The sequence below is a fragment of the Streptomyces sp. NPDC012888 genome, assembly GCF_042900645.1.
Lineage (GTDB): Bacteria > Actinomycetota > Actinomycetes > Streptomycetales > Streptomycetaceae > Streptomyces.
Map to the genome: position 1 here is coordinate 82,088 of NZ_JBIBBM010000010.1, position 22,051 is coordinate 104,138.

22 protein-coding genes, 7 pseudogenes and 2 CRISPR repeat arrays (1 of these 31 only partly in view) are annotated in these 22,051 nt (G+C 67.9%); of the genes and pseudogenes, 16 read left to right on the top strand and 13 right to left on the bottom strand.

What is annotated here, in order from left to right:
• Positions 1 to 284: a CRISPR direct-repeat array (repeat unit 29 nt; unit sequence GGGGTCATCCCCGCATGCGCGGGGAGCAG) (it extends 479 nt beyond the left edge of the window).
• 341 nt (positions 285 to 625) lie between these two features.
• Positions 626 to 781: a hypothetical protein gene (locus tag ACFY61_RS19035; protein ID WP_389473378.1), complete on the bottom strand. Its 156-nt coding sequence runs from the start codon at positions 779 to 781 to the stop codon at positions 626 to 628.
• 974 nt (positions 782 to 1,755) lie between these two features.
• Here ACFY61_RS19035 and ACFY61_RS19040 point away from each other — a divergent pair.
• A pseudogene (locus ACFY61_RS19040) lies at positions 1,756 to 1,937 on the top strand (transposase); the annotation flags it as partial.
• A 6-nt stretch (positions 1,938 to 1,943) separates the two neighbouring features.
• Here the strand turns inward: ACFY61_RS19040 and ACFY61_RS19045 are convergent.
• Positions 1,944 to 2,221, bottom strand: a pseudogene (locus ACFY61_RS19045) (DUF2625 family protein).
• Positions 2,222 to 2,390: 169 nt separating this feature from the next.
• Between ACFY61_RS19045 and ACFY61_RS19050 the strand changes: the two are divergent.
• Positions 2,391 to 2,771 carry a hypothetical protein gene (locus ACFY61_RS19050; protein ID WP_389473667.1) on the top strand — a complete coding sequence of 127 codons (381 nt, stop codon included), beginning with the start codon at positions 2,391 to 2,393 and terminating at the stop codon, positions 2,769 to 2,771.
• Positions 2,702 to 3,364: pseudogene (locus ACFY61_RS19055) on the top strand (Tn3 family transposase); the annotation flags it as partial. The gene ACFY61_RS19050 and the pseudogene ACFY61_RS19055, both read left to right, overlap by 70 nt.
• A 99-nt stretch (positions 3,365 to 3,463) precedes the next feature.
• Here ACFY61_RS19055 and ACFY61_RS19060 read toward each other — a convergent pair.
• Entirely contained in the window at positions 3,464 to 4,486 is a 1,023-nt protein-coding gene (locus ACFY61_RS19060; protein WP_389473380.1) for a hypothetical protein, read from the bottom strand.
• A 406-nt stretch (positions 4,487 to 4,892) separates the two neighbouring features.
• Between ACFY61_RS19060 and ACFY61_RS19065 the strand changes: the two genes are divergently transcribed.
• The 3 genes from ACFY61_RS19065 (at position 4,893) to ACFY61_RS19075 (ending at position 6,374) form a co-directional block, all read left to right on the top strand.
• On the top strand, positions 4,893 to 5,324 hold the full coding sequence (locus tag ACFY61_RS19065; RefSeq protein WP_389473381.1) for a hypothetical protein: 432 nt from the start codon (positions 4,893 to 4,895) through the stop codon (positions 5,322 to 5,324).
• A 226-nt stretch (positions 5,325 to 5,550) separates the two neighbouring features.
• Positions 5,551 to 5,811 carry a hypothetical protein gene (locus ACFY61_RS19070; protein WP_389473383.1) on the top strand — a complete coding sequence of 87 codons (261 nt, stop codon included), beginning with the start codon at positions 5,551 to 5,553 and terminating at the stop codon, positions 5,809 to 5,811.
• Positions 5,760 to 6,374 (top strand): hypothetical protein, encoded by a 615-nt coding sequence (locus ACFY61_RS19075; protein WP_389473385.1) that lies wholly within the window; start codon positions 5,760 to 5,762, stop codon positions 6,372 to 6,374. Before ACFY61_RS19070 ends, ACFY61_RS19075 begins: the two co-directional genes overlap by 52 nt.
• Positions 6,375 to 6,443: 69 nt before the next feature.
• Here the strand turns inward: ACFY61_RS19075 and ACFY61_RS19080 are convergent, their stop codons facing one another.
• The 6 genes and pseudogenes from ACFY61_RS19080 to ACFY61_RS19105 all read right to left on the bottom strand — a co-directional run bounded on the left by ACFY61_RS19080 (position 6,444) and on the right by ACFY61_RS19105 (position 10,095).
• A complete protein-coding gene (locus tag ACFY61_RS19080; protein ID WP_389473386.1) occupies positions 6,444 to 6,623 on the bottom strand; it encodes a hypothetical protein in 180 nt (59 codons plus the stop codon).
• A 257-nt stretch (positions 6,624 to 6,880) separates the two neighbouring features.
• Positions 6,881 to 8,344, bottom strand: coding sequence for a hypothetical protein (locus ACFY61_RS19085; RefSeq protein ID WP_389473387.1), 1,464 nt, complete (start codon positions 8,342 to 8,344; stop codon positions 6,881 to 6,883).
• 45 nt (positions 8,345 to 8,389) lie between these two features.
• The gene (locus ACFY61_RS19090) at positions 8,390 to 8,677 is read right to left on the bottom strand and encodes a helix-turn-helix domain-containing protein (RefSeq protein ID WP_389473389.1); all 288 of its coding nucleotides are present in this window, start codon (positions 8,675 to 8,677) and stop codon (positions 8,390 to 8,392) included.
• A 127-nt stretch (positions 8,678 to 8,804) separates the two neighbouring features.
• A pseudogene (locus tag ACFY61_RS19095) lies at positions 8,805 to 9,053 on the bottom strand (hypothetical protein); the annotation flags it as partial.
• Positions 9,054 to 9,462: 409 nt separating this feature from the next.
• Positions 9,463 to 9,741, bottom strand: a complete 279-nt coding sequence (locus tag ACFY61_RS19100) for an integrase (protein ID WP_389473391.1) — start codon at positions 9,739 to 9,741, stop codon at positions 9,463 to 9,465.
• Positions 9,742 to 9,930: 189 nt separating this feature from the next.
• Positions 9,931 to 10,095 carry a hypothetical protein gene (locus tag ACFY61_RS19105; RefSeq protein ID WP_389473669.1) on the bottom strand — a complete coding sequence of 55 codons (165 nt, stop codon included), beginning with the start codon at positions 10,093 to 10,095 and terminating at the stop codon, positions 9,931 to 9,933.
• Here ACFY61_RS19105 and ACFY61_RS19110 point away from each other — a divergent pair.
• Both ACFY61_RS19110 and ACFY61_RS19115 read left to right on the top strand, forming a co-directional pair.
• Positions 10,021 to 10,800 carry an SDR family oxidoreductase gene (locus tag ACFY61_RS19110; protein WP_389473393.1) on the top strand — a complete coding sequence of 260 codons (780 nt, stop codon included), beginning with the start codon at positions 10,021 to 10,023 and terminating at the stop codon, positions 10,798 to 10,800. The genes ACFY61_RS19105 and ACFY61_RS19110 overlap by 75 nt on opposite strands.
• Positions 10,797 to 11,246, top strand: a complete 450-nt coding sequence (locus ACFY61_RS19115) for a hypothetical protein (protein WP_389473395.1) — start codon at positions 10,797 to 10,799, stop codon at positions 11,244 to 11,246. Before ACFY61_RS19110 ends, ACFY61_RS19115 begins: the two co-directional genes overlap by 4 nt.
• A 276-nt stretch (positions 11,247 to 11,522) precedes the next feature.
• On the opposite strand, the gene ACFY61_RS19120 is transcribed toward ACFY61_RS19115, so the two are convergent.
• Entirely contained in the window at positions 11,523 to 12,494 is a 972-nt protein-coding gene (locus ACFY61_RS19120) for a hypothetical protein (protein ID WP_389473396.1), read from the bottom strand.
• A 175-nt stretch (positions 12,495 to 12,669) separates the two neighbouring features.
• On the opposite strand from ACFY61_RS19120, the gene ACFY61_RS19125 reads away from it, so the two are divergent.
• A complete protein-coding gene (locus tag ACFY61_RS19125) occupies positions 12,670 to 12,801 on the top strand; it encodes a hypothetical protein (RefSeq protein WP_389473398.1) in 132 nt (43 codons plus the stop codon).
• Positions 12,802 to 13,115: 314 nt separating this feature from the next.
• Here ACFY61_RS19125 and ACFY61_RS19130 read toward each other — a convergent pair whose 3' ends face one another.
• Positions 13,116 to 13,988 carry a hypothetical protein gene (locus ACFY61_RS19130; RefSeq protein ID WP_389473400.1) on the bottom strand — a complete coding sequence of 291 codons (873 nt, stop codon included), beginning with the start codon at positions 13,986 to 13,988 and terminating at the stop codon, positions 13,116 to 13,118.
• A 209-nt stretch (positions 13,989 to 14,197) separates the two neighbouring features.
• On the opposite strand from ACFY61_RS19130, the gene ACFY61_RS19135 reads away from it, so the two are divergent.
• The 3 genes and pseudogenes from ACFY61_RS19135 to ACFY61_RS19145 all read left to right on the top strand — a co-directional run.
• Positions 14,198 to 14,416, top strand: a complete 219-nt coding sequence (locus tag ACFY61_RS19135; protein ID WP_389473656.1) for a DarT ssDNA thymidine ADP-ribosyltransferase family protein — start codon at positions 14,198 to 14,200, stop codon at positions 14,414 to 14,416.
• A 111-nt stretch (positions 14,417 to 14,527) separates the two neighbouring features.
• A pseudogene (locus ACFY61_RS19140) lies at positions 14,528 to 15,006 on the top strand (macro domain-containing protein).
• 1,610 nt (positions 15,007 to 16,616) lie between these two features.
• Positions 16,617 to 17,201, top strand: a pseudogene (locus ACFY61_RS19145) (DUF4158 domain-containing protein); the annotation flags it as partial.
• On the opposite strand, the gene ACFY61_RS19150 reads toward ACFY61_RS19145, so the two are convergent.
• Positions 17,162 to 17,356 carry a ubiquitin-like domain-containing protein gene (locus tag ACFY61_RS19150; RefSeq protein WP_388396890.1) on the bottom strand — a complete coding sequence of 65 codons (195 nt, stop codon included), beginning with the start codon at positions 17,354 to 17,356 and terminating at the stop codon, positions 17,162 to 17,164. The pseudogene ACFY61_RS19145 and the gene ACFY61_RS19150 overlap by 40 nt on opposite strands.
• 148 nt (positions 17,357 to 17,504) lie before the next feature.
• Positions 17,505 to 17,746: pseudogene (locus tag ACFY61_RS19155) on the bottom strand (DUF4158 domain-containing protein); the annotation flags it as partial.
• Positions 17,747 to 18,136: 390 nt separating this feature from the next.
• Here ACFY61_RS19155 and ACFY61_RS19160 point away from each other — a divergent pair.
• From ACFY61_RS19160 to ACFY61_RS19175, 4 genes are all read left to right on the top strand, one after another.
• Positions 18,137 to 18,451, top strand: coding sequence for a hypothetical protein (locus ACFY61_RS19160; RefSeq protein WP_389473402.1), 315 nt, complete (start codon positions 18,137 to 18,139; stop codon positions 18,449 to 18,451).
• Between the two features lie 462 nt (positions 18,452 to 18,913).
• Positions 18,914 to 19,837 carry a hypothetical protein gene (locus ACFY61_RS19165; RefSeq protein ID WP_389473404.1) on the top strand — a complete coding sequence of 308 codons (924 nt, stop codon included), beginning with the start codon at positions 18,914 to 18,916 and terminating at the stop codon, positions 19,835 to 19,837.
• Positions 19,838 to 19,882: 45 nt separating this feature from the next.
• Positions 19,883 to 20,829: a CRISPR direct-repeat array (repeat unit 29 nt; unit sequence GGGTTCATCCCCGCGTGCGCGGGGAGCAG).
• Between the two features lie 385 nt (positions 20,830 to 21,214).
• Positions 21,215 to 21,562: a hypothetical protein gene (locus tag ACFY61_RS19170; protein ID WP_389473405.1), complete on the top strand. Its 348-nt coding sequence runs from the start codon at positions 21,215 to 21,217 to the stop codon at positions 21,560 to 21,562.
• Positions 21,563 to 21,567: 5 nt separating this feature from the next.
• Positions 21,568 to 21,936, top strand: a complete 369-nt coding sequence (locus ACFY61_RS19175) for a DUF6233 domain-containing protein (protein ID WP_389473406.1) — start codon at positions 21,568 to 21,570, stop codon at positions 21,934 to 21,936.
• Positions 21,937 to 22,051 lie beyond the last annotated feature (115 nt).

Here is a 22,051-nt window from a genome sequence, read left to right on the forward strand (position 1 = left end):
AGCGTCGCCGGGGTCATCCCCGCATGCGCGGGGAGCAGGAGGCGTAGGGCGACCGCGTCGATACGTGGGTGGGGTCATCCCCGCATGCGCGGGGAGCAGGTCCGCGCGCTCATGGCGCAAGGCTGCGATCGGGGGGTCATCCCCGCATGCGCGGGGAGCAGGCGTACTCCTCAAAGGAGGGGCCGGAACGGTAGGGGTCATCCCCGCATGCGCGGGGAGCAGCGCCCTGGTACTGGTTGGATCGTGGAGCGGGCCGGGGTCATCCCCGCATGCGCGGGGAGCAGACTTCCTGACCTGCGACTCTATTCGCGGTAGAGCCCACTTCGCCTTACTTTCATAGAATCGGGCATTACAGCCATACTCCCCAAACTCCCTACTCGACCGGGTGTCCGACTTGGCTCTCAGATGAGGTTTCGGGCCGCCCGGAAGCTATCGGTCCAGCTATGCAGGACCCCCAGCACAGGGCGCTGGGGCGGCGCCCGATCGGGGAACGGCAGCCGCGCGATGCACGTTCCGGGTGTGCCGACCATGGGCCGGCGGATATAGTGAAGGCAACAGTTACTCAGGCGCGGAAGGCCCTCCATCACGTGGAGGGCCTTCTGTCTGCTCTGCGCCTTCTCGCCCGTCAGGCGACCTGGATCTTCGGGCGGCCCGTCGGTGCCGGCGGGGCCTGGTGGTACGTCGGAAGCTTCAGGTTGGGCAGTTCGCCCGCCTGGATCCGGGCGAGGGCCGCGCGGAACGCCGCCTCCATCGACTCCGGGGTCTCGTACTTCGCCGCCAACTCCTGTGCGTCGATTGCTGTGTGCGGGAATGTCTCCCAAGCCGCAGCCCCGCCTGGCGAGTGGTGAGAGCTGGAATCCATGATGTCCATAACAGCAAACAGCTGGGCTCCATCCCCTCGTTCTACAGCCAGCCCATCGTGTCGGTTCGTGTCGGTTCGTGTCGAACCGAGTCTTACGTGTGGGCCCGGTACGTACAGCACGCGCCTCGGGCCGTCCGGGGCGGGCGGGGTGGGACGCCGTGCAGCACATTCCTAGGTCGTTAGCTACTCGCTGTTATTTTCTACGTTGCTGGCGGCTCACCGTGCAGGAGTCCCGGGAGACGGGCCAGGGTCGCGCGCAGGTGCCCAGCCGTACATGGCCTCGCATCCAGCCGGCTGTAGTCGCCCCGTGGCAGGGGTGCGTCAGTGGCTCACCGGTGTGATGCTGGAAAGGTAGGACCTCGCCTGAGAAGCCGGTCCTTGAGATCGTGACGCCTGGCTGGAAGGTCGTGATACCAGTGCCCGCCGACCTGACCGACGCTCAGAGGGAGATTCTCGCTGAGCTGAATGAGGCTGAGGCTCGACTTCTAGAGGTGCATGAAAGGGCCCGTGAGCTACTGGAGTTGGAGGCAGAGGTCTCTGTGTGCGCGCAATGCTTTGACCCTGACTACCCGTGCCCTTCCTTCAAGGAACCCAACTCTGGGTCCAAGTGCACTCGCGAGACGTGTGGTCATCACTTTGTGCAACACGTTGACTGGTGAACTACGCAGACGGCCGTCCTTTCGCCTGGTTGAACGACGACAGCCCGATCTTGAGCCTGGAGGGCCTGCGGTGAGCAGGCCCGTGCGAGCCCTGGGTCCGTCCAGGACCGGGGCCACCCAGGTGTGTACGCCACAGGTGTGTACGCGCCGTCCGGCGTGGCATGGTGGGCATCAAACCATCGACGCGATCGCCCATCAGAGCTGACAGAATCCAAACATCTGCACGAACGTGGCCGCCGGGGTGACCGAGCCGGAAGCCAGCGCTTGGGCCGTCACCGTTGGACCGTGGAGCGAACGGTGGCATGGCTCGCTGATGCCGCCGTCTGCACCGCCGCTACGAGCGCAAGGCCGAACACTTCCTCGCGTTCGCCGGCATCGCCGCCACCCTCATCTGCTATCGGCGTCTGGACGGGTGAGCCGGATCATGCGACTCCGAGGAAGCCCGGGTCGGTGCCATCGAACTGAAGGCACGAGTCGCGGCTCAGGCCAAGGAGTTCCGCCATGGGCACCGCGCGACGGCTGGTCGCCGACAGATCCTGGCGGGCCTCTGCCGACCACAACGGTGGGAAGAACGACAACCCCTGCCGGCCGTCCAGCACGGAGACCTCGCTGCGCCAGCCGTCCACCGCAGGCCTTCATAGAACTCCTGGAGTCCTCCGGAGAAGATCCAAGACAGCCACGCTGAGTGGCCGGCGCCCAAGGCCTCCCATCCGAGCGCATCAGGGGCGAAGTAGAGGATCTCGCCTGGCTCGCCGGGCCTTCAGGCGGCCTTGGCCGGGTTTGGCAGTCGGAACATCAGCGCCCACATCACCGCCTCATGGATGCGCAGGGCGACCTGGTCGCGGTGGAGGACATCGAGCACGTTGAGGATGGACCTCACCGCCCGTCACCCGCGCACCGGCGAGCTCCTGTCCACCGTGAAGTTCATGGTGCAGACCCTCGCCGCTGCCGGCCATATCCATCGCGACTTCCAGAGGGAGCTCACCTACGACGGACTGCGCGCCGCCGAAGCCAAGGGCAGCAAGGGCGGCCGCCCCGCCGTGGCGGCCGACAAGACCGCCGACGTACGCACCGCGTACCTGGAGGGCCGCTCGATCGCCGCCCTCGCCCGCGACCACGGCGTCAGCCGCGGCGCCATCCGCACCGCCGTCGCCGACCTGCTGCACGACCGCACCGCCGCCGAGGAGGACTCCCCGGCGTCGAGACCGGAACCTACGGCGCCCTGGAAGACCTGGCCCGCAACCGCGTGAACCTGAACAAGGTGATCACGCACTGGCCGGACATACTGAAGGTCGCCGGTTCCCTGGTCACCAACCAGGTCCGCGCCTACGACCTGCTGCGCATGTTCGGGCGTGAGAGCCGCCCCACCCCGCTGGGGCAGGCGTTCGCCGAATACGGGCGGATCGCGAAGACCGAGCACCTGCTGCGCGTGGTCGACCCGGTCGACGACACCTACCGCCGGCAGATGAACCGGCAGCTCACCGTGCAGGAGTCCCGCCACAAGCTCGCCCGGGACGTGTGCCACGGCAAGCGCGGCACCATCCACCAGGCGTACCGCGACGGCATGGAGGACCAGCTCGGCACCCTCGGCCTGGTCCTCAACGCCATCGTGCTCTGGACGACGAAGTACATCGACGCCGCCGTCGCCCAGCTCCTCACCGAAGGCCACGAGATCAGGGACGAGGACATCGCCCGCCTGTCCCCGCTCAAGCACCGCAACCTGAACCTGCTCGGCCGCTACAGCTTCACCGCGAGCGTCCCGGACGCCGGCGTCCTGCGCCCGCTGCGCGACCCGGACGCGATCGAGTTGGGCGAGGACGACGACGGCGCCGCGCAGGAGTGAGCCGATGTACAGCGCTACCCCCGGACCGCACGGTAACGGGAGTCCGGAGCAGGCAGGGATTCGCCCGGACTTACATGACCACGCCGGGGCCGGGGTGGGTCAGGGGGCGATGGTGACGGGGGCGGGGAGGTGGGGTTGGGCTTCGGCCCAGGTGGTGCGCAGGTGGTCGAGGTCGGCGTCGGTGAGCTGGCCGTCGGCCTGGGCGACGCGTTCAGCAACCTCTTCGTAGGCGGCGACGGCCTTCAGCGCGTCAATCTGCTCCTGGGAGAGCTGGCTGCTGGTGGCGAGCATCGTATGTTCGGCGACGACTGAACCGAAGCCGGGCACGTGGACGGGGGCGAGCATCGGGTAGATGCCGAACTTGTCCTCGTTCTCCTTGTCGAGGCCCTGGTAGGCGATGTATCCGGCGTACAGGCCGGCGCACATGCGCACGTCCAGTCGCCCCCACTGGTTCTCCTTCAGGGGGAGGGTGGTGTCCTCGTCGTGCTCCTTGGTGACCTCACTGCTCTGGCTGGTGGTCTTGGACCAGCGGAAGGAGGACCCGCGCTTGACGCTGGCGCCCTTGGCGTCGATACCGGCCTCTGCGGTCAGTCCGAACTCCCAGCCCTCTGTGGTGGTGTTGGTGACCGTCACCCGGACGCTGTCGCTGTAGTGCTTGGTCACCGGTCCCTGCCACGTATTGCCCCCGCACACCTTCGGTGCGGTACCCACCAGCTTCCCGGTGAACACCGCATGCTGGCCCATCCCATCCTGGAGATCGAAGTAGGGAATGTAGCTTCCGCCGCCGAGGTGCCTCTCCTTCCAGCTCTCGTGGACGGCGGCGACCTTCTTCTCGTCGAAGGACCGGCCCGTCCATGCTTTGCGGCCGTCCTTGGTCTGCTTCGTCAGCTCCGCGTACGCGTCAGACAGGGCGTAGTACTCCTTCACCTGCTTGAGGGTAAAGTGCGGCGACCAGCCCAACTGCATCTCGGACGCGGGCGTCCCAAAAACCCAATGGGTGAGGGGCATGTGATCGAGGAACATCGTTTCCGGCGCGGTGTACGGGGGTGCGTTGTGACCTTTGTAGCCCGGGGGCATCACGTTGTACGGGCCGATCTGGATGTCGCCGAAAGCACTGGGCATGGGGCAGGTGCCCCTTTCTGGTCGAGGAAGCGGACGGGCGATGCTCGTGGTGGGCCCGTCCCGCGGGCTGGATCCGCCGAACGTTCACTGCGTACGGCGGTGCAGTTCGATCCTTTCCCTCGCCCAAGATTCGTGGCAATGCCGACACCTCTGTCCAGCGGAGCGCACTTGGAGCGAACCCGGCGCATCGCCGGGGCGGGCGGCTTCCACTGCCGTACCGCATCCCCGATCCGACCGGCGGGCACAGCTCACGGTGCCCGCCGGTCGTCCGAGCCGGCGGGCGCTGATGCCCGGCCCACACGTACGAGGGATCTTCGTCGCTGGAACCTCCCGGACAAAGGCAGGCGGGGTAAGGCCTTGTTGCGCCTGACCAGGCGCAACAGACCCAGTGAAGGGAAGAGCAGACATGGCCAGCGTGGGTGACGACCTGAAGAATCTGGTGGGAGACGGAGAGGGGAACGAGAGCACCGAGGAGTGGTCGGTCGCCGATATCCAGGCCGCATCCCAGTTCCTGAGCTGGCTGGCCGGCGAAACCGGTGACGAGAGCGGCACTCAGGTGGTCACCACACAGCTGATCCTCGACAAGCTCAGCAAGGACGGCCCTCAGATCGTCGGCACCACGGGGGGATTCGGACTACTTCCGGGACTTCCCGCCGGCGGCGGCTCCAACGGCCCGGACGGGATCAACCAGGCCGCCCAGCACACCATGGACAAGTACAACGCCGCGGTGAAGAACGCTCCCTTCGAGCAGGGCGTTCAGACCGTCTTCAACACCGTCGGGAAGGTGCTGCAGGGCATCGGCAGCACGGTTCTGTCGGCCGGCTACAGCTCCGTCTGAGAAAACACCCGCGCACCCCGCCCGCAAGTCTTGCTGGAGATGCACGGACGGGGGCCGTCGCGCCTGTCGCCAAACGATCGAATGACGACAGGCGCGACGGGAGTCCAATGAACCCGTGCAATCCGGGGGTTCGCGGCGGCCCGGATCCAATCAGATCCGATGGTGATTGCTGACAGGGTTTGACGACAGATAGGGTCCGATCTTCCGTACGGAAGGGGCCCGGCAAGTGGCGAACCTGGTCTACAAGCGGGTCTCGACCGACCAGCAGTCCACCGCCCGCCAGGACCTCGTCCTGGACGAGGCCGGCATCGAGAACCCGGTCGTCTTCGAGGAGGACCCGGGCACCTCCAGCCGCCTCCACCCGCTCCAGCGGCCGAGTTCCGCGAACTGCTCACCTACGCGCGGCCGGGCGACAATGACGGCGCGTTCTCCGCCATGGACCTCACCGCCCGCCACCCCCGCACCGGCGAGCTGCTGTCCACCGTGAAGTTCATGGTGCAGACCCTCGCCGCCGCAGGCGAACTCCAACGCGACCTCCAGCGCGAGCTCACCTACGACGGACTGCGCGCCGCCGAGGCCAAGGGCAACAAGGGAGGCCGTCGCCCCGCCGTGGCGGCCGACAAGGCCACCGACGTCCGCACCGCGTACCTGGAGGGCCGCTCCATTGCCGCCCTGGCCCGCGACCACGGCGTCAGCCGCGGCGCCATCCGCACGGCCGTCGCCGACCTCATGCCCGACCACACCGTCATCGAGAAGGACGCCCCCGCCCCGGAGCTGCCGATCACCCTCGACATGCCCGGCAAGGTCGCCGACTTCCTCCGCACCACCGAGTTGGACCCCGCCGAGCGGGCGGCGCTCGACCAAGGGGTGACCCTGCGGCGCGGCCAGGGCTACACCCTGCGCGTCACCGCCGTCCCAGCCGTGCACCACCGGCTCCTCGCCCGCTGCCAACCGCTCAACGGCGGCCCGGGCCTACCCGCAATCTCGGCCCAGCGCAAAGCCCGCCGCGAGTACGAGAACCGCGTCACCGGCCTCGGGGCGTCGGCCTGACCGAGATCATCATCTTGGCGTCAATCGCTGTACCGATGCTCCCCGAGGCCGCGCACGGTGGCTGTGAGGTCAGCCGTTGGCCTTGTCTACGGCGGGCTTGACCTTCTTCGCTTGGTCAACCATGTCCTGCGTGATCGTCCCGCCCGGACCGGCCTTGATGATGCCGTTGAGAAGGCTGCCCAAGGGGGCGACCACGCCGCCCAAGGTGTTGCCGAGGGAGTCGGTGACGCCTCCGAGAGAATCAGTCATAAGGGTTTCCCTTCGTCGTTTTGGCCCGTGCCCCCTGCGAGGAGGTAGCACGGTCGGGTCCCGTTGTCTTACCCCCGCAGGTCACATAGCTGCGCCGTTGAGCACCGGAGGCACCTGCATGGAGTAACAGGTCCAGCTGCTGTGGCCGTAGCGCCTGGCCATCAGGCACGTGCGACGGGTTCCGCTCCCCTGGGATTTCCACTACAAGCCCACAAGGAGCGGGGCCCTCTCCTTGCGGACCATGATCGAATTGCTCTTCAGTCCGCTAGCCAACCGTGATCATTCTCAGCGCCAACGGCTGTACTGATGTTCCTCGAGGCCGTGATCCAGTGGTTGCTGGCCCGGCCGGTCGTATTGGCGGTCTGGTTGTTGATCAGCAGGTGGAGGTTCGCGGTGCTCGGCCACCGGCGGCGCCGGTGATCCAGCCAGCCCATCAGGAGCTTCAGGGTGAGGTCGTCGAGAGGCCGGGCCCGTCCGGCGATGGTCAGCCGGCGGTTGCCGAGATCGACATCGTCGAGCATGAGGGCGGCGATCTGGGCGACCCGGGCGGCGTGGACGGCCGCGAGGGCGAGGACGAGCCGCGCCGCCGGGGTCATCGCAGCCGCGACGGAGCGCTCGACCTGATCGGGGAGGAGCGGTTGCAGCACGGCGTACTCGTTCTGCCCGACCTTGATCCGGCTGGTGGGGTTCCGGAAGATCAGCCCCTGCCGTTTGGCCCAGCTGAACAGGGACCGCAGGGCGACGAGCTGGTCACGCCTCTGGTGCCCGTGCAGCGTCTTGACGTGGGCGAGGACGTCATCGCGGGTCACCTCCCGTAGGTGGTCGTAGCGGTTCGACCACTTCAGCAGGGCTGGCCGGACGTGGGTGAGGGAGAGCCAGACCGTGCCCTCCTTGCGCGGGAGGCTGCGAGGGCCGCCGTCGCGCAGGGCTCGGGTCCAGCGCTCGGCTTCCGAACCGATGCCGGGTGCGAGCCCTTCCAGGCGTCCGACGAGCCAGCACTCGAAGGACGGCTCGCTGTCGTCCTCGAAGATCCCCATCTCCTCCAGGACTGTGACGATGTGGCCGACGGGCAGGTCCAGGGTCCGCAGCGGGGAGAAGATCTCCGTGTGCCGGATGACGTCGCCCTCGACGTGACCGGTGAGGACGACGGCCAGGCCGCGGTTGCCCGCGAAGCGGATGTTGCGTCCCCAGCCGCGTGCCTCGGCGAACCGGTGGGCGAGGTACTTCGCCCAGGCAAGCCACGGGCTGGCCAGGTCGGCGTCGGCCGGGTCGAGCCGATCGAAGCGCCGGGGGATCTGCTCGAACAGCGGCGGCTGCCGCCAGCCGGGGTCGGGATGCCAGGTCGGCGCGGGAGGCGGTTTGCGCGGGGGGCCACGCCGTCCTCCCTTCCGCCGGGCTGGAGGCGTTGGCCTTCTGCGGTAGTGCATCCCCACGAAGAACAGCTGCTGGTGCCGGACGGCGGCAAGCCGCTCCCGCACGTCTTGCCCTTCTGCCGCCTGGCCGTCGGCTGTCTTCGCGCCGAGGCGGGTATGGCACCAGCACAAACGACAGTAGTCCCACTTCAACGGCTGGACGCGACGGCAGCCGGCGCATTCCGCCGCGTCGTGCCCGCGGCCGAACATGTAGCAGGTGTGGCAGAGCCGTCCGCGGAAGTCGCCCCAGGCCAGGCAACCAGGGCAGGAGCTGGTCGTCTTGACGTAGCCCTTCGGGAAGCGTGCCACCGGCTCACTCCGGGGGCAGCGACCGGCCGTCCCGGCGCTTGGGGATCACCTTCGGCGCGACGGTCCCGAGCCGACAGCGACCCGGACCGTCTCCTCCTGGTCGGGGCGGTGTACCTTCTCCGGCTCGGGGATCAGGAGGTCGCCAATCTCGCAGCCGAGGACGACGCAGATGACGTCCAGGTCCCCCATCTTGAGGGAGACCGGCTGGCCGGACCATAGCCCGGACATCTTCCCGGCCGAGATGACCAGGCCGTGCTCGGCCAGGCTCCGCTGGAGCTCGGAGGCTTTCCAGATCCCCTTGTTCGCGGCGGTCAGCCGCAGGTTCCACTTCATCGCAGAAGCCCTTCCAGCCGCTTCGCGGCCCGCTGCTGCCCGGCCACCCAGGCGTCTCGACCCGGGTCCGCTGGACATGGACATATCGCATGGTCGTAGCGATCCAGGAATGTCCGAGGACTTCCTGGATCGCGATCAGGTCGAGTCCGCCGAGGTAGAGCTCGGACGCACAGAAATGCCGCAGGACGTGCGGGGTGAGCGTGTCGTCCCAGCCAGGCAGATGTGCTGTGGCCGCGGCCTTGAGACCGCCGCGCAGGGCATCGTCGCCGACCCGGCCCGAGGAGCCGTCGGAGCATCTGCGCTCGGAGGGGAACAGCGGGCGCCGGGTCGGGTGTGGTCGTCGTCGAACTGGCCCCAGACGTCCTCGATGAACCATCGCAACGTGCGGTCGGCGCCGTTGATCAAGGGGACCATCCGCTCGCGCGGACCCGAGCCCCGGGCGCCCTTGCCGTGGCGGACGTGGAGCTTGCCGAAGCGGCCCAGGTCCCACTTGATGTCCGCCAGATCGAGCTTGCACGCTTCGCTGACCCGCAGCCCGACCTGGGACATCAGCTTGGAAGCGGTGTAGTTTCGGGCAGTCGGGGCGAACTTCCGGCAGGTCGCCAGCTCGCCGCCCCAGCTGGCGAACAGCGTCTTGACCTCCGGCCCGGACGGCGGAATCCGCAATGCCGCGTCCTTCGCGCCGCGCGGCCGGTTCATCTCGTCAATCGGGCACTCGATCACCCGACCGGTCATCCGGTGGATCTCGACCTTGTGCCGCAGCTCCAGGAACAGGAAGTACGTGGTCAGCGCCTGAGAGCGCCCCAGCCGGGTGCCGAAAGCCCGCAGCACCTTCCCGAAGTACGCGTCGCGTCGGGCGGCTCCATCTCCCACAGCGGCCGGCCGAAACAGGACCGCATCTGCTCCAGGTGCCCGACGTCTCCGCGGATCGTGCCGTCCGCCAGCCCCGCCGAGGCCCGCGCCAGCACGAACCCCGCCAGCACGTCGGTCTCGAACTGCTCCAGTTCCTCCGCCGTGGCCGGCGGCCGGACATCGCGCAGGTCCCGTACGACAGCCAGCGTCAATCCGAGCCTCCTCACCTTCAGCACGATCGTGAACCGATCGGACACGGTGAGAACGCTTCAGGAATCCCGAAGTTACGTCAGCCCGCGAACTGCTGCGGGAGAGAGGACGAACCGCCTGGCCACGCAGTTGAGGACTCGTGAGGGCTCAGAGCAACCCACGGGATGTCGCACAATCGGTGCCGTGTGATGTCACGTTTCGCCGCCCTGGCCGGTCGTAAGGCTGTGAGACGACAGCTCCCGGCTGCAGCGCGGCAGCCGGCCGAGAGAGACGAGAACGTCATGCAGCCATTCCTGGTGACCGGTGGAACCGGAAAGCTGGGACGAGCCGTGGTGCAGCGCCTTGACGACGGACACCGTGAGATCCGGGTACTCAGCCGCCAGGCCCAGCCTCCTGGCGCACCAACGGGGCACCGGCACGTGGTCGGTGACCTGAGGACAGGACAAGGACTGGACGCCGCCGTGCGCGGAGTGGGGGCCATCGTGCACTGCGCCACCACGTACGGCAAGGGAGACATCACGGCTACGCGGAATCTGATCGACGCGGCTCTCAGGCGTGGGAGCACCCCGCACCTGGTCTACATCTCCATCGTCGGAGTCGACGTCATCCCGGTTCCCTACTACCGCGACAAGCTCGCGGCCGAACAGATGATCGCGGACTCCGGGCTGCCGTGGACGGTGCAACGGACCACGCAGTTCCACGACCTGGTGGCGAGCTTCTTCGCGTGGCAACGGCGGTTTCCGCTGACCCTGACCCTCCAGCGGTTCCGGTTCCAGCCGATCGACGTCCGCGATGTCGCCGACCAGCTGGCCGATCTCGCCGTGAGCGAGCCGGCCGGGAGAGCACCCGACATCGGCGGGCCGCAGGTGCGCGACATGCGCGACCTCGCCACCGACTACGACAAGGCGCACGGCCTGCGTCGACGTGTCGTATCCCTGCGCGTACCGGGGAGGATCGCCCGCGGTTTCACCCAGGGCGCGAACCTCGTCCCGCACAACGCGGTCGGCACCATCACCTTCGACGACTTCCTCATCGAGCAGCGCAAGGACAACGGCGAATGAGCGACGCGAAAGCCGCCTGGGTACGCGCCGGTCTGATCTTCTTCGCCCTGGTCTCGGCCGTACTGGGCCTTACCATCCTCATCTCACCAGAGGGATTCTTCAGCTGGTCGTGGGTCAACATGGGCATGGACTACAACCCGCACCTGATGCTCGACTACGGCGCGATGAACCTGGCCGCCGCGATTCCTCTCGGCGGCGCCGCCGTGGTGATGAGCCCGGCCTTCACCCGCACTGCCCTGGCCTCGTACGCGGTGTGGTCCACCGCGCACTTCCTCATCCATGTGCATCTCCGCTCCCATGCCGTCGCGCATGCCTCCGCCGCCGAAGCCAACCTCCTCCTCGGCGTGCTGGGCATCGGCGTCGTGGTCCCGATCGCCCTGCTCCTGCTCACCTTCGGCCGTCCCGCTCTTCCCGCGCGGCGGCGAGAGGGACGGGGTGACGGGTGACCGGGTGCCGGTGGCGGAAGGCCATCGGTAACAGGAGCCGCGGCGAACATGGCGACCGCTACCATCCGGACCCGCTCGCGAAACGCTTGCCTCTCCGCGGTCAGACCCCCCACCCTGCGGATACCTCATAGACCCGGCATACCGCGACGATCACCAGCCGGAAGCCCCTACGACAACCCACCTTCAAGGTCAGTAGCACCGCAAGCAGCCTTCGAGAAACGAGCCGTACCCACCACCAGGAGCCAGGGTCCGGCAACGGCCTGTTGATGGAGACGGCTATGCCGAAAGCGGCTGGTGTAGCCACGCTGGAAGTACGCCGCTTTTTGTGGGAACGGCGATCTCACGGAACTCGTGCGCAGGAACTCCATCGTGGTTCTGACGCACGGTCCCCCAGTAGATGGGATCCGATACGCACAGCACCGTGTCATGCCTTCCTTCGCGCAGCGACGACCGAAGTGCGTCCGAGTCGAGCAGGCGGCAGGCCTCGTTGAGCGCAGCGCCCACCATGCCGTCGTGCTCATCCACGATCACGCTGCCCGTGGCCAGGACCATGCGCAAACGGAGCTGGGACTGGTCCGAGGCGAGGTGGTTGATCACATTCACTTCCGCAGGAGCGACGGTAATCAAGGCGCGGAGGAGGCCGGCCATAGGAACGGCGGCATCGATCAGCTCGATGACACTGTCGCCCCGGTCGGCTTGCAGCCTCGCCTCTGGATCAACTCCGCCGGCTACTGCGACGCGATCGAGGACGCTGTAGAGCATTCGGCGCATATACGCCTGCTTCAGATCATCTTTTCCGCTGAAGCCTTCGAGGTCGACAAGTAGCAGGCTTCGGGGCGTAGCCCTGCCCCGGCCGACAGGAGCGGAAGGCAACGTCTCGGGCTGCCCGGACTTCGCGGCCTGCGGGACAGCCTGCTCCGCCTGTGGTCCATCCTCAACGCGCTGCAGAGCAACCGCTTGCGCGGCCTCGTCCCAAAGGATGTGGAACCGCTTCACCTCGGCTGCCGCATCGACTCCGGGTGTCCGGTTCGCAAGCTCAACCACCAGCACCTGCACGATCCCCCATGTCGGCAGCCGGGGCCTGGTGAAGGTGTCGTGGATCCGGCTCGAACTGACCACACCGGTGCCGAGCGCACGGGCCAGTTCCCGCACCGACGGCCAGCCCGCCCGTCGATGAGCGGAGTGGAGTGCATCGCTCAGCCGCTTGCGAGGCCCAGGCGAAAGCGTGGGTGCCGTGAGCTGGGCCATGCATCATCCCCTTGAGGAGCGTCCAGAAGCGTCCAATTTCGTCCGACGGACAACCTACCGCGTCCGAACTCGTAAATCGCCGCTTGGAGTTGTCTGGCGACGTCAGACCACGTCCGCACACCTGCGGCCAGGTCGAACCTGGGTGCATCCAATCGGAAACGCACCAGGAGACAACATGATCGACGCAGCACTGACCCTCGTAGTCCAGGGCCTGCTCACCGAGCTCCCCGCCAGCTTGATCACGGCGGTCTGCACGGCGCTCACCGTCTGGGGAGTACGCAAATGGGGCGCACCACGAGACAAGTGAGAAGCTCGGTCCCGGCCCTCCCGGGCGCCGAAAACGCCACTCGCCAGCACCGCCACGGCTCAGTGAGGGGGTATCGGCGGCCCATCGGCGTTGTGGTCGCCATCGCAAGCCTGCTCACGTCCGGGGCAGCGGGCGCCGGCCCTTCACCCAGGGCCGGTGCGGGACCGGGGTGGAATAGCTCGTGGGACGGGTCTCCACCCAGCCGGTGCCCCCCGGACGCTCACCCTGGCCCTGCTGCCGGCGCCCATCTGGAGCTCGGCCAGTACCCAGACGGCCGCCTCCTGGTGAGAAGGCGGCCGTCTCGTCGGCTGGGATCACACCAGAACCGGGAGGATGCAGTCATACGCATGCGTCGCGACGGCGCTGCCGTCTCGGCGAAGCGCCTGGAGCATGTAGAAGTACGTGTTCCCCCGCGTCGCCGTGTGATCCGTGTAGCTCGTGGCCGTGGTCGGCAGCAGCCCGCTGTGGAGCGGCTCGTAGGCCTTCGTGGACGTATTCCACCTGGTCACTCGATAACCGGCGACCTCACCGCATTGCGTGCTGTCGTTGCACTCCCACCGGATGGAGGGAAGGTCCACGGTGGAGGTCGTACTGAAGAGAGGTCCTACGTGGGTGACCGTGACGGAGGGGCGGATGTTCAGCTCCTTGACCGTGACTCTGGCGGCTCTCGGGTCACCTGGAACCAGCCTGTTGTCCCAACGGTCCTTGGCAACCACGGTGTACACGTACGTCTCGCCGTCCGGTACGTCCGTGCAGAGGATGGCCAGTGGGTCGGCGGTGCCGTCGTCGCAGGTGTCGAGCCACTCGATCGTGCCGTCGGCCCGAGCAGCGCCGCGCAGCGCGTTGTACGTGACGACGTCGTCCTCGGGTGAAACGGTCCACCGCAGCAGCACGCCGTCCTTGCGTGGGGTGCCCCGCAGACCGGTGACCGGGCCGGGCGGGACCACGTCACCGCTGCGGACGGTCATCGGAGTCGACAGTGCCGATTCGTTGCCGTCCGGGTCCACTGCGGTCACGGCGTACGTGTGGTGGAGGCCCGGGGTCCTCTCGCGGTCCACGCACTTGCGCGCGAGCAGCGGTACACAGTTCACGCGGCTGAGCGCGGAGGGGTCGAGAGTTTTGCCTGGTGACCGGTAGACCCGGAAGTGCCCGCCGCCCGACTCGTCGTTGGCAAACGACCGGTCCATCTGCCAGTGCACTTCGCTGCGGTCGCTAGTGATCAGCAAAGGGGGGGTGGCTCACTACGCGAACGGTCAGGATCGTCTCGTCTACCTGGTGACCACGCCGCGAGCCCTGGCGGCCACGGAGTGTGCGCCAGTGTGTTCAGTGACGGTAACTGTGCCGCCGACATCACGGTCATCGAGAACGACGCCTCCCTGCTCGGAACGCACGTCGACTGGCATGTGATGGGCAGGAGCGGTGGAACAATACGGACGAGGACCCTGACCGCATGCGTCGGCGGATGGCCGAGTACCTCGTGCACGAACGGGTGCCGGTCGAGGCCATCACTCAGCTGGCCGTACGAGGTCCGCGATACGCCGAGGATGTCCGTGTGATGCTGCGGGCGCACGGCGTCCCTGCCACCGTGGATGTCAGACCTGCTTGGTATTACTGAGACAGAGCCGATCGCCTGAGGAGGGAGACAACCGTGATCGTCTATGCGGAGGGAAACCTCCTCACCGCGGAAGTCGACGCGCTGGTGAACACCGTCAACACCGTCGGTGTCATGGGCAAGGGCATTGCCCTGCAGTTCAAACGAGCCTTTCCGGATAACTTCCAGGCCTACGCAGATGCCTGCGCGGCGGGCGAGGTCAGCCCGGACGGATGCACGTCCACGACCGCAACACCCTGACCAACCCGCGCTACATCATCAACTTTCCGACGAAGCGGCACTGGCGGTCGCCTTCGCGCCTGGAGGATGTGGAGCAAGGCCTTGAGGCCCTCCGACAGGTCATCGTCGACCTTGAGATCGAGAGCATCGCAGTTCCCCCCTTGGGGTGTGGGAACGGAGGCCTGCCCTGGGACCAGGTGCATGCGCTGATCCTGTCAGCGCTCGGTGACCTGCCCGGGGTGGAAGTGAGGGTCTACCCACCACAGGGCGCCCCGCCGGCCACGTCCATGCCGAACAACCAGGACGCTCCGGATCTCAATCGCGAGCGAGCAGCTTTCCTCGTCGCTCGGACCGCTACATCGCACGCGGTCTAGCATGAGGATTCATCGTGGAGCGCCGGGCGACCCTGCTCGAGGCCCACAACCTCGTCTACCTCCTGCAGTGCGTCGGGTTCAATCTCGGGCTGGGCTTCAGCAAGGGGCACTACGGCCCGTACTCGGCCGAGCTGGACCGGGCTGTGGCGTCTCTGGAAGGCCACTTCATCAGCGGTTACGGGGACGGCACGATAGGAGCGTCCGCTCCATTGGTCCCGGCATCTGACGCGGTCGCAAGCGGTGCAGAGCTCCTGCGAAGCGACGAGGATTTCCAGGCGGCCCTGCAACGGCTCGAACAGCTCGTCGACGGCTATGAGCACCCGTACGGCATGGAGCTTCTCGGCACACTGCTGTTCGCCTCTCGAGCTCTGGGCCCCAGCGGCGGAACGTTCGCGGAGACGGCTGCCTACGTGAAGCAGTGGACGCCTCGCAAGCAGCGCATGTTCACCGATGCCCATCTCACCGCTGCTTGGGAGCGTCTGGCCGCCTGCTCTCGTGTAGAGGCTTCCCGACGAGGAAGTCGCGGTACTCGTGTCCACTCATCAAACGGACGACCTCGCCGACTCCTACAGCGAGGTGGTGGTCCTCGACCAGGGGGCGATCCGCTTTCAGCGGCAATACCGAGGACTTCCACTGCATGGCCGGTGACCAATTCCCCGTGCGCCGGGATCACGCACCCTCCCCCCTCGTTGTTCACCACCGCGACTTGGTCGAAGTAACGACGAAGACGACCAACAGGGGGACGACGTAGACGGAGCCCGCTGGCACCTCCAACGTCGTCCGCCAGCCCGTTTCCGGTTACAAGGCGTTGTTGCCTCGCTCGGCAGCAACACCAGTCACGTGCACTATGAGGACAGGCCCGCCCCCACCCCTCCACGTACATGCTCGACCTGCCGGCGGTGTGCGTCACGCATGAGGAGGGCTTCAGCGAGACCACCGGCGTGGCGGTCAGCGAGAGCGTGGGAGTGGACGGCGTCGCGGATCACTTGGAACGGGCCGGGCGGCCGCCGTGCCTACCGCTTCAGCCGGGCCCGGATGGCACGGAAGGCCGCGCCGCCGCCGGTGATGGCAAGGGCTGCGGTAAGGCCGCCGAGGAACTCTGGCAGCGTGGAATACAAGATCTCGCTCATCGGGCCGCCGCCTCAGTCGCGCGCGCCGTGTGCAGGGCACCGATCCGCTTGAGCTTGCGGCGCACCCGCTCGCCGAGGGCCCACGGGTCCTCACCTCCCCAGTCTCCAAGGACCTCTTGCGCGGCCTCCGTCCACGAGGAGACGCGCGGTTGGGCCCAGGTGAGTGCGACCGCACGCTCGATGGGCAGCAGGGCGCGCAGGACGTTGGCCAGCCGACTGTCGTCGGGTTCCCAGCCGGGCGCCGAGTGTGCAAGGTGAGCGGTCGAGGAAACCATCGCACCACGCCCGGTGCGAGGGCCTGGGTGCGGCTCCGACGGGCTCAGGCCACGTCGTCCATCCCGGCGAGGACGGCCTCGGGGAACATCGGTACAGCGGTTGGCGCTGAGATTGATCATGGTTGGCTGGCACACCGGCTGCGGGCTCCGCTGGGGTTCACGGAAAGATCGCCGAGCGGGTGCCGGGACTGGCTACGGTCCGCTCGTGCCGGTGGCGTTTCTGACTGATGAGCAGGCCGAGGCGTACGGGAAGTTCGCCGAGGAGCCGACCCGCCCCGAGCTGGAGCGGTTCTTCTTCCTGGACGACGTAGACCGTGATCCGATCGCGCTGCGCCGCTCCACGCACCACCAGCTCGGCTTCGCGCTCCAGATGTGCACGGTGCGCTACATCGGCCGGTTCCTCCCGGACCATCCGCTGGACGCACCGTGGCCGGTGGTCGAGCACCTGGCCGCGCAGCTCGGCATCGAGGACCCGTCGGTGGTGAAGCGGTACACCGAGCGGCCGAAGACTGCGTACGAGCACGCCTGGGAGATCAGAGACGCCTACGAGTACCACGAGTACGACGATGCGGAGTGGTCCCGGCGGTTCCGCACCTTCCTGCACGGCCGGGCGTGGACGCACGCCGAGGGCCCGAAGGTGCTGTTCGACCACGCGGTGGGCTGGCTGCGCCGCCACCGGCTGCTGCCGGGGGTGAGCGTGCTGGCCCGGCAGGTGTCGGAGGTGTGGTCGGGTGCCGCGCGGTTCGCCGACTATTCGCCGGCCGCCATGATCGCGTTGATGAGGTCGCCGCCGCTCTCTTTCAAGGCCCTGACCGCCTTCGCTCTTGACGCACCAGTCTGCGCCATAACCAATTCGATGTCCTTGGGGTCAACCCCGGTCTCGTCGACGGGCTCGTCGACGGTGTCCTCGTACGGCTCAGGGACGTCTTCGAAATCTTCTGGCATGAAGTCCTCCAAGGAGCGAAGAAGTACTGCTCAGCCCTTCCACTGCTCAGGCACCGTGAAACAGGTGCCCCACGCCGTCACGGGCGGCGTTCGCTGCTGACCATGATCAATCTCAGCGCCAACCGCTGTACCGATGTTCCCCGAGGCCGAGGTACTCCACGGTCTCCCCCGCCACGGCGAGCGGGTCCTCGCCCAGGAACCGGCTGACGTAGCGGAGCGTGCAGATCTGCACCGCCGTGCCCAGCCGGTGTGCGTCCGTACGGCGCAGCGCGATCAGATCGCGGTCGTCATCGTCGAGGAAGAAGGACCGCTCCAGCTCCGGGCGCGTGGGCGCCTCGGTGAACGCCCGTACGCCTCGGCCTGCTCATCAGTCAGAATCTCCACCGGCACGACCGGACCGTAGCTAGCGCCGGCACCCGCTCAACGATCTTTCCGCGAACCTCAGCGACGCCGCTGAACGGTGCGCTGAACGACCAAGATCAATCTCACCGGATTTCCTGTACGCCAACTACCGACACGAGGACACAGTCACCATCGGCTGGGCCCGCCCATCGTCTGGGTGCCGTGGGCAGCAGCCTGTGGCACCTTCGAGCACCCCGCGAGGCGGGGCCGGCTAAATCGCCGTCGCCTGCGCCGAGCCGGAACGGAAGGGCGGGTGCGGTCCGCGCGCGCGGGCCGACGGCCACGCACCTGCTCGACGCCGAGGACACCTCCAGCGGCAACTTGCCGGGGCCGGGGGCGCTCTGGAGTTGCGCTTGTGACCGCCCTGCACACGACCAGATGTCGGCCAGCGGGATTGCCATCAGGCCATGTCCCGTCTACGACGGCCGCTCCTCATGGTTCAAGACCGGCGGCTACCGCCTGCCCCGCCACCTCGCGGCGTTCTTCCGCGAGGCCTTCTCCCGCGTCTACCCGGTCCGCCCCGGCGATCCGCAGGCGGCCGTCGGCCACCTCGCCGCGCTCTACGAGGAGCTGGGCCACTCCACCGCGCGCGCACGCGAGTTCGCCCGGGAGTTTCTCGAAGCCCACGCCGACGACCTGGCCGCTTGGCTCTCGAACGGAGTCGTTCCGCCGCAGGCCGGGAACGCACCGTAACGGGGTTCGTCGACGCCTCGGACCCGTGCCCGCAACCAGTGCGATGGTCCGTTCGCTCAGTCACAGGTACCGGTCATGCTGGTTGGGGACTGCATTGGTGTTATTCCGATCTGCGTCAAGGCAGCGCGTTGGAACCGGTACGCCTCCTTCTGATGTGTCTGCGGACAACAGGGGAGGAGCCCAGCGTTGACCACCACCGCACCCGTCCCACCCGTGAACCCGGCCGGTCACCCGACACCCGCGCCCACACCGCCCTCGCCCCGGTCCGGGTACCGGGACCGCTTACGGGCGCGTCACAGTGCGGCCGTTGACAGGCGCATCGACGAGGCCCGCGCCGCTGCCACCCGTCTCGGGCACACCGCCCCCGTCGCGTGGAACGACATCAAAGCGGCTTACGCCCGTCCCGACCGAACCCCCAGCCAGTCATGGAAGCGGGGGGCCCAGCGATCGTTCTCGTCAGCCATGAAATTCACGCTCATCTGCTTCGGTGCCCTTTTCGTTCTGTGGGGCATCGGCGTGTCGGACGAGCACAACGAGCGCATGGCCAAGGCGGCGACCAAGGCGGCGACCACCGCGGACAAGGCTGGAAAGACAGCCAAGGAGAAGGCCGTGGCGGTGCAGGCAGCGAAGGACGCGGCCATCCCCACCAGGGAGTACCTGACCGTCATGGGCAACTTGTTGACCTTGGCCGCCATCGGGGGTGCCATGGTGTTCGTCGGCCGGAGCCGAGACCAGTACGAGGGGCTGAGGGACGGGCACACGGAGGACGACGACAAGGTCGTCACAAAGGCCCTCGATCTGCTTCCGCCGCTCGCAGACGTCGTCCACGCGCAGGTGGGCCGCCCTCGTGTCGAGGCGCTCAACGCCGTGCACAGCAAGGCCGCGGCGCTGATGAAGGCGGTGGTCGACCACTCCGACGCGGCCGGCCGGCTCGGCGCGTACGCCGCCGACCGCGACAAGCTCAAGGAACACGGGCGGAAGGTGTCAGCCGCACTGTCCGCGATGCTCGGCGACATGGTCCGCGACCGGGACACCGCAGCACCACAACTCGCCGCCCTGACACTCACGATCGCCGAGAGGCAAGCGCAGGCCACATACGGGGCGCTCCTGGAGGACACCGCGCTGGCACCGGACCCGGGGCCGGAAGAGCAGGACGCGCGCGTCCTGCGCACCGTGTTCGTCGGTGCCGCCGTCGTCGCGGGTGTGGCCCTGGTCGTCTCCGTCATGGCCGGCGGCGAGGGGGCGAACCTGTTGTTCATCCCACTCGTCGTCGGACTCGTCTCCGCGTTCGTGATCGCCGCGTTCACCAAGGCCCTCGGACCGTTGGGGCGGGTGCTGGCCACTGTCTTCGGCAGGGAAGGCTCGCCTGGCGGCGGGGCCCCATAGCGCGGCGGAACCGGATGCTCCACCGAGGCCGACGTAACGCATGCCATCGGCATCCCCGCGTGCGCGGGGAGCAGGCCGTGGCGGTCTCCCAGATCAGGTAGGTGGCGGGTTCATCCCCGCGTGCGCGGGGAGCAGTCGCTGCCACTACGCCTTCATGTAGAGCTTTGCGGGGTTCATCCCCGCGTGCGCGGGGAGCAGGACGCCATCCTGGCCGATGCCGGCCGCCGCGCGGGTTCATCCCCGCGTGCGCGGGGAGCAGACTCCCAGCTACCGTGCTGTCTGGTGCTGATCGGGTTCATCCCCGCATGCGCAGGGAGCAGCGGTGTTGGTGGTGCCGGGCGGGGCGGGTGCCGGGTTCATCCCCGCGTGCGCGGGGAGCAGCTGGCTACCGCAGAAAGAGGTGTCCGCCTCCGAGGTTCATCCCCGCGTGCGCGGGGAGCAGGAGCCCCCGGGCTCGGGGTTGGTGGCCATTTCGGGTTCATCCCCGCGTGCGCGGGGAGCAGGCGGCCGCCGGGGCCGAGTCGGGCTGAGCCGCGGGTTCATCCCCGCGTGCGCGGGGAGCAGTAGGTAATGACCAGCCCGTTACCCTTGCGCACGGGTTCATCCCCGCGTGCGCGGGGAGCAGCCCTGGGACGCGTGCTTGTAGGTGGGGTAGCGGGGTTCATCCCCGCGTGCGCCGGGAGCAGCCCAGCACCCACCGGCACCCCGCCTCCGCGGAGGGTTCATCCCCGCGTGCGCGGGGAGCAGTCCAGCATCGTCATCGGGGGTCCTCCAGGGGTGGGTTCATCCCCGCGTGCGCGGGGAGCAGCTGTTGCACCTTCAGCGGGAGGGCTCGGGCAAGGGTTCATCCCCGCGTGCGCGGGGAGCAGCTGATCTTCTGGCCCACAGCTCTCCGAACAGGTGGTTCATCCCCGCGTGCGCGGGGAGCAGAACCGGCCCCTGACCGCCGAGCAACAGACCATCGGGTTCATCCCCGCGTGCGCGGGGAGCAGACTCCGTGACCTGCGACTCTAGCGGCGGAAGAGACCGTTTCTCATCACTTCCCTGGAATCGTGCATAACGGAAACTTCTGGCCCATTCTTTGGGGCATCCCTCGCCTCGGTAGGGGTGCAGATGTTCCGGTACGACGCGACCCTCGTACGCGCACGAGTGCAGCAGCCCCGCCTGCTGTCCCCGCGCGGGGGTGAACCGCATGGCGCAGGATTACCGCTTGGGGCCCACGACTGCTCCCTTCGGCCCAACCCCGATCTGATAACTCGATGCACAGCAGGGCATGTGCATCGCTCACTGGACAGGCCTGGTGCCCAGCCACAGATCACTCCTTCGCCACCGCCGCGTAACCGGAACCTGGGATTCGAACAGGTATACGATAACGGTGTGACCGTCGCCCACGCCTACCCGATCCGCCTGCGCGCCCTGCAGCTCCAGCTACACCGGGTGACCGCCGAGTACCGGCGGCTGTGCGCCGAGCTGCCCTGGTCCGTCGAGCCGATGCCGGGCTGGAAGGCCTCCGAGCACCACTACTCGCACCGCGGCGACGTCCTTGACAGTCCCGGCTACACGGAAGATCAAAAGCACGCCCGGGCACTGCTGGAGAAGCGCCTGCGCCGGCTGTCCGCCGCGGTGTGCACCCACCCGTTCTGGGAGAGCGTGGAAGCTGAGCAGCGGGTGACGGCCCGCATGGGCCTCAAGCGTGTCGAGGCCTGCACGCCGGAGGAGGCGTAGCCGCGATGGGGCCGGACAAGAGCCTCGCCTGGATACTTCCGCCCGACCTCGCGCGTCTGCGGGTACTGGAGCAGTGGGTCCTGCTGCTTCTCGAAGCGATCCGGGCGCGCATCGCCGAAGCCGAAGCCGACCAACGGATCGCCGCCGCGGCGCGCCCCGGCGCCGTAGAGGCCCCGGTGGTGCAGTGGGCGATCCAGTACGGCATCGGGCGGGACCGCCGCGCGATACTCGTCCACACCGGTGACTGCCGCCTGACCTCCGGCCGCACCCGGCCCGCCACTCTCGAACAGGTCCGCGATGCCCTGCGCCAGCCCGGTGTCGACCCGTGCGATATATGCGGCGCCGGCCGCGAGCTCGGCCTCACCGACCCCTGAACCGTGCCTCCGCCCCGGGCCGCCGCACAGCGGAACCGTCGGCGGGTGCGCCCGCCCCGACCGGGGCAGACGAAGGAGTGAGTGGGGCCCACCTGCTGAGGCGGTAAGCATCATG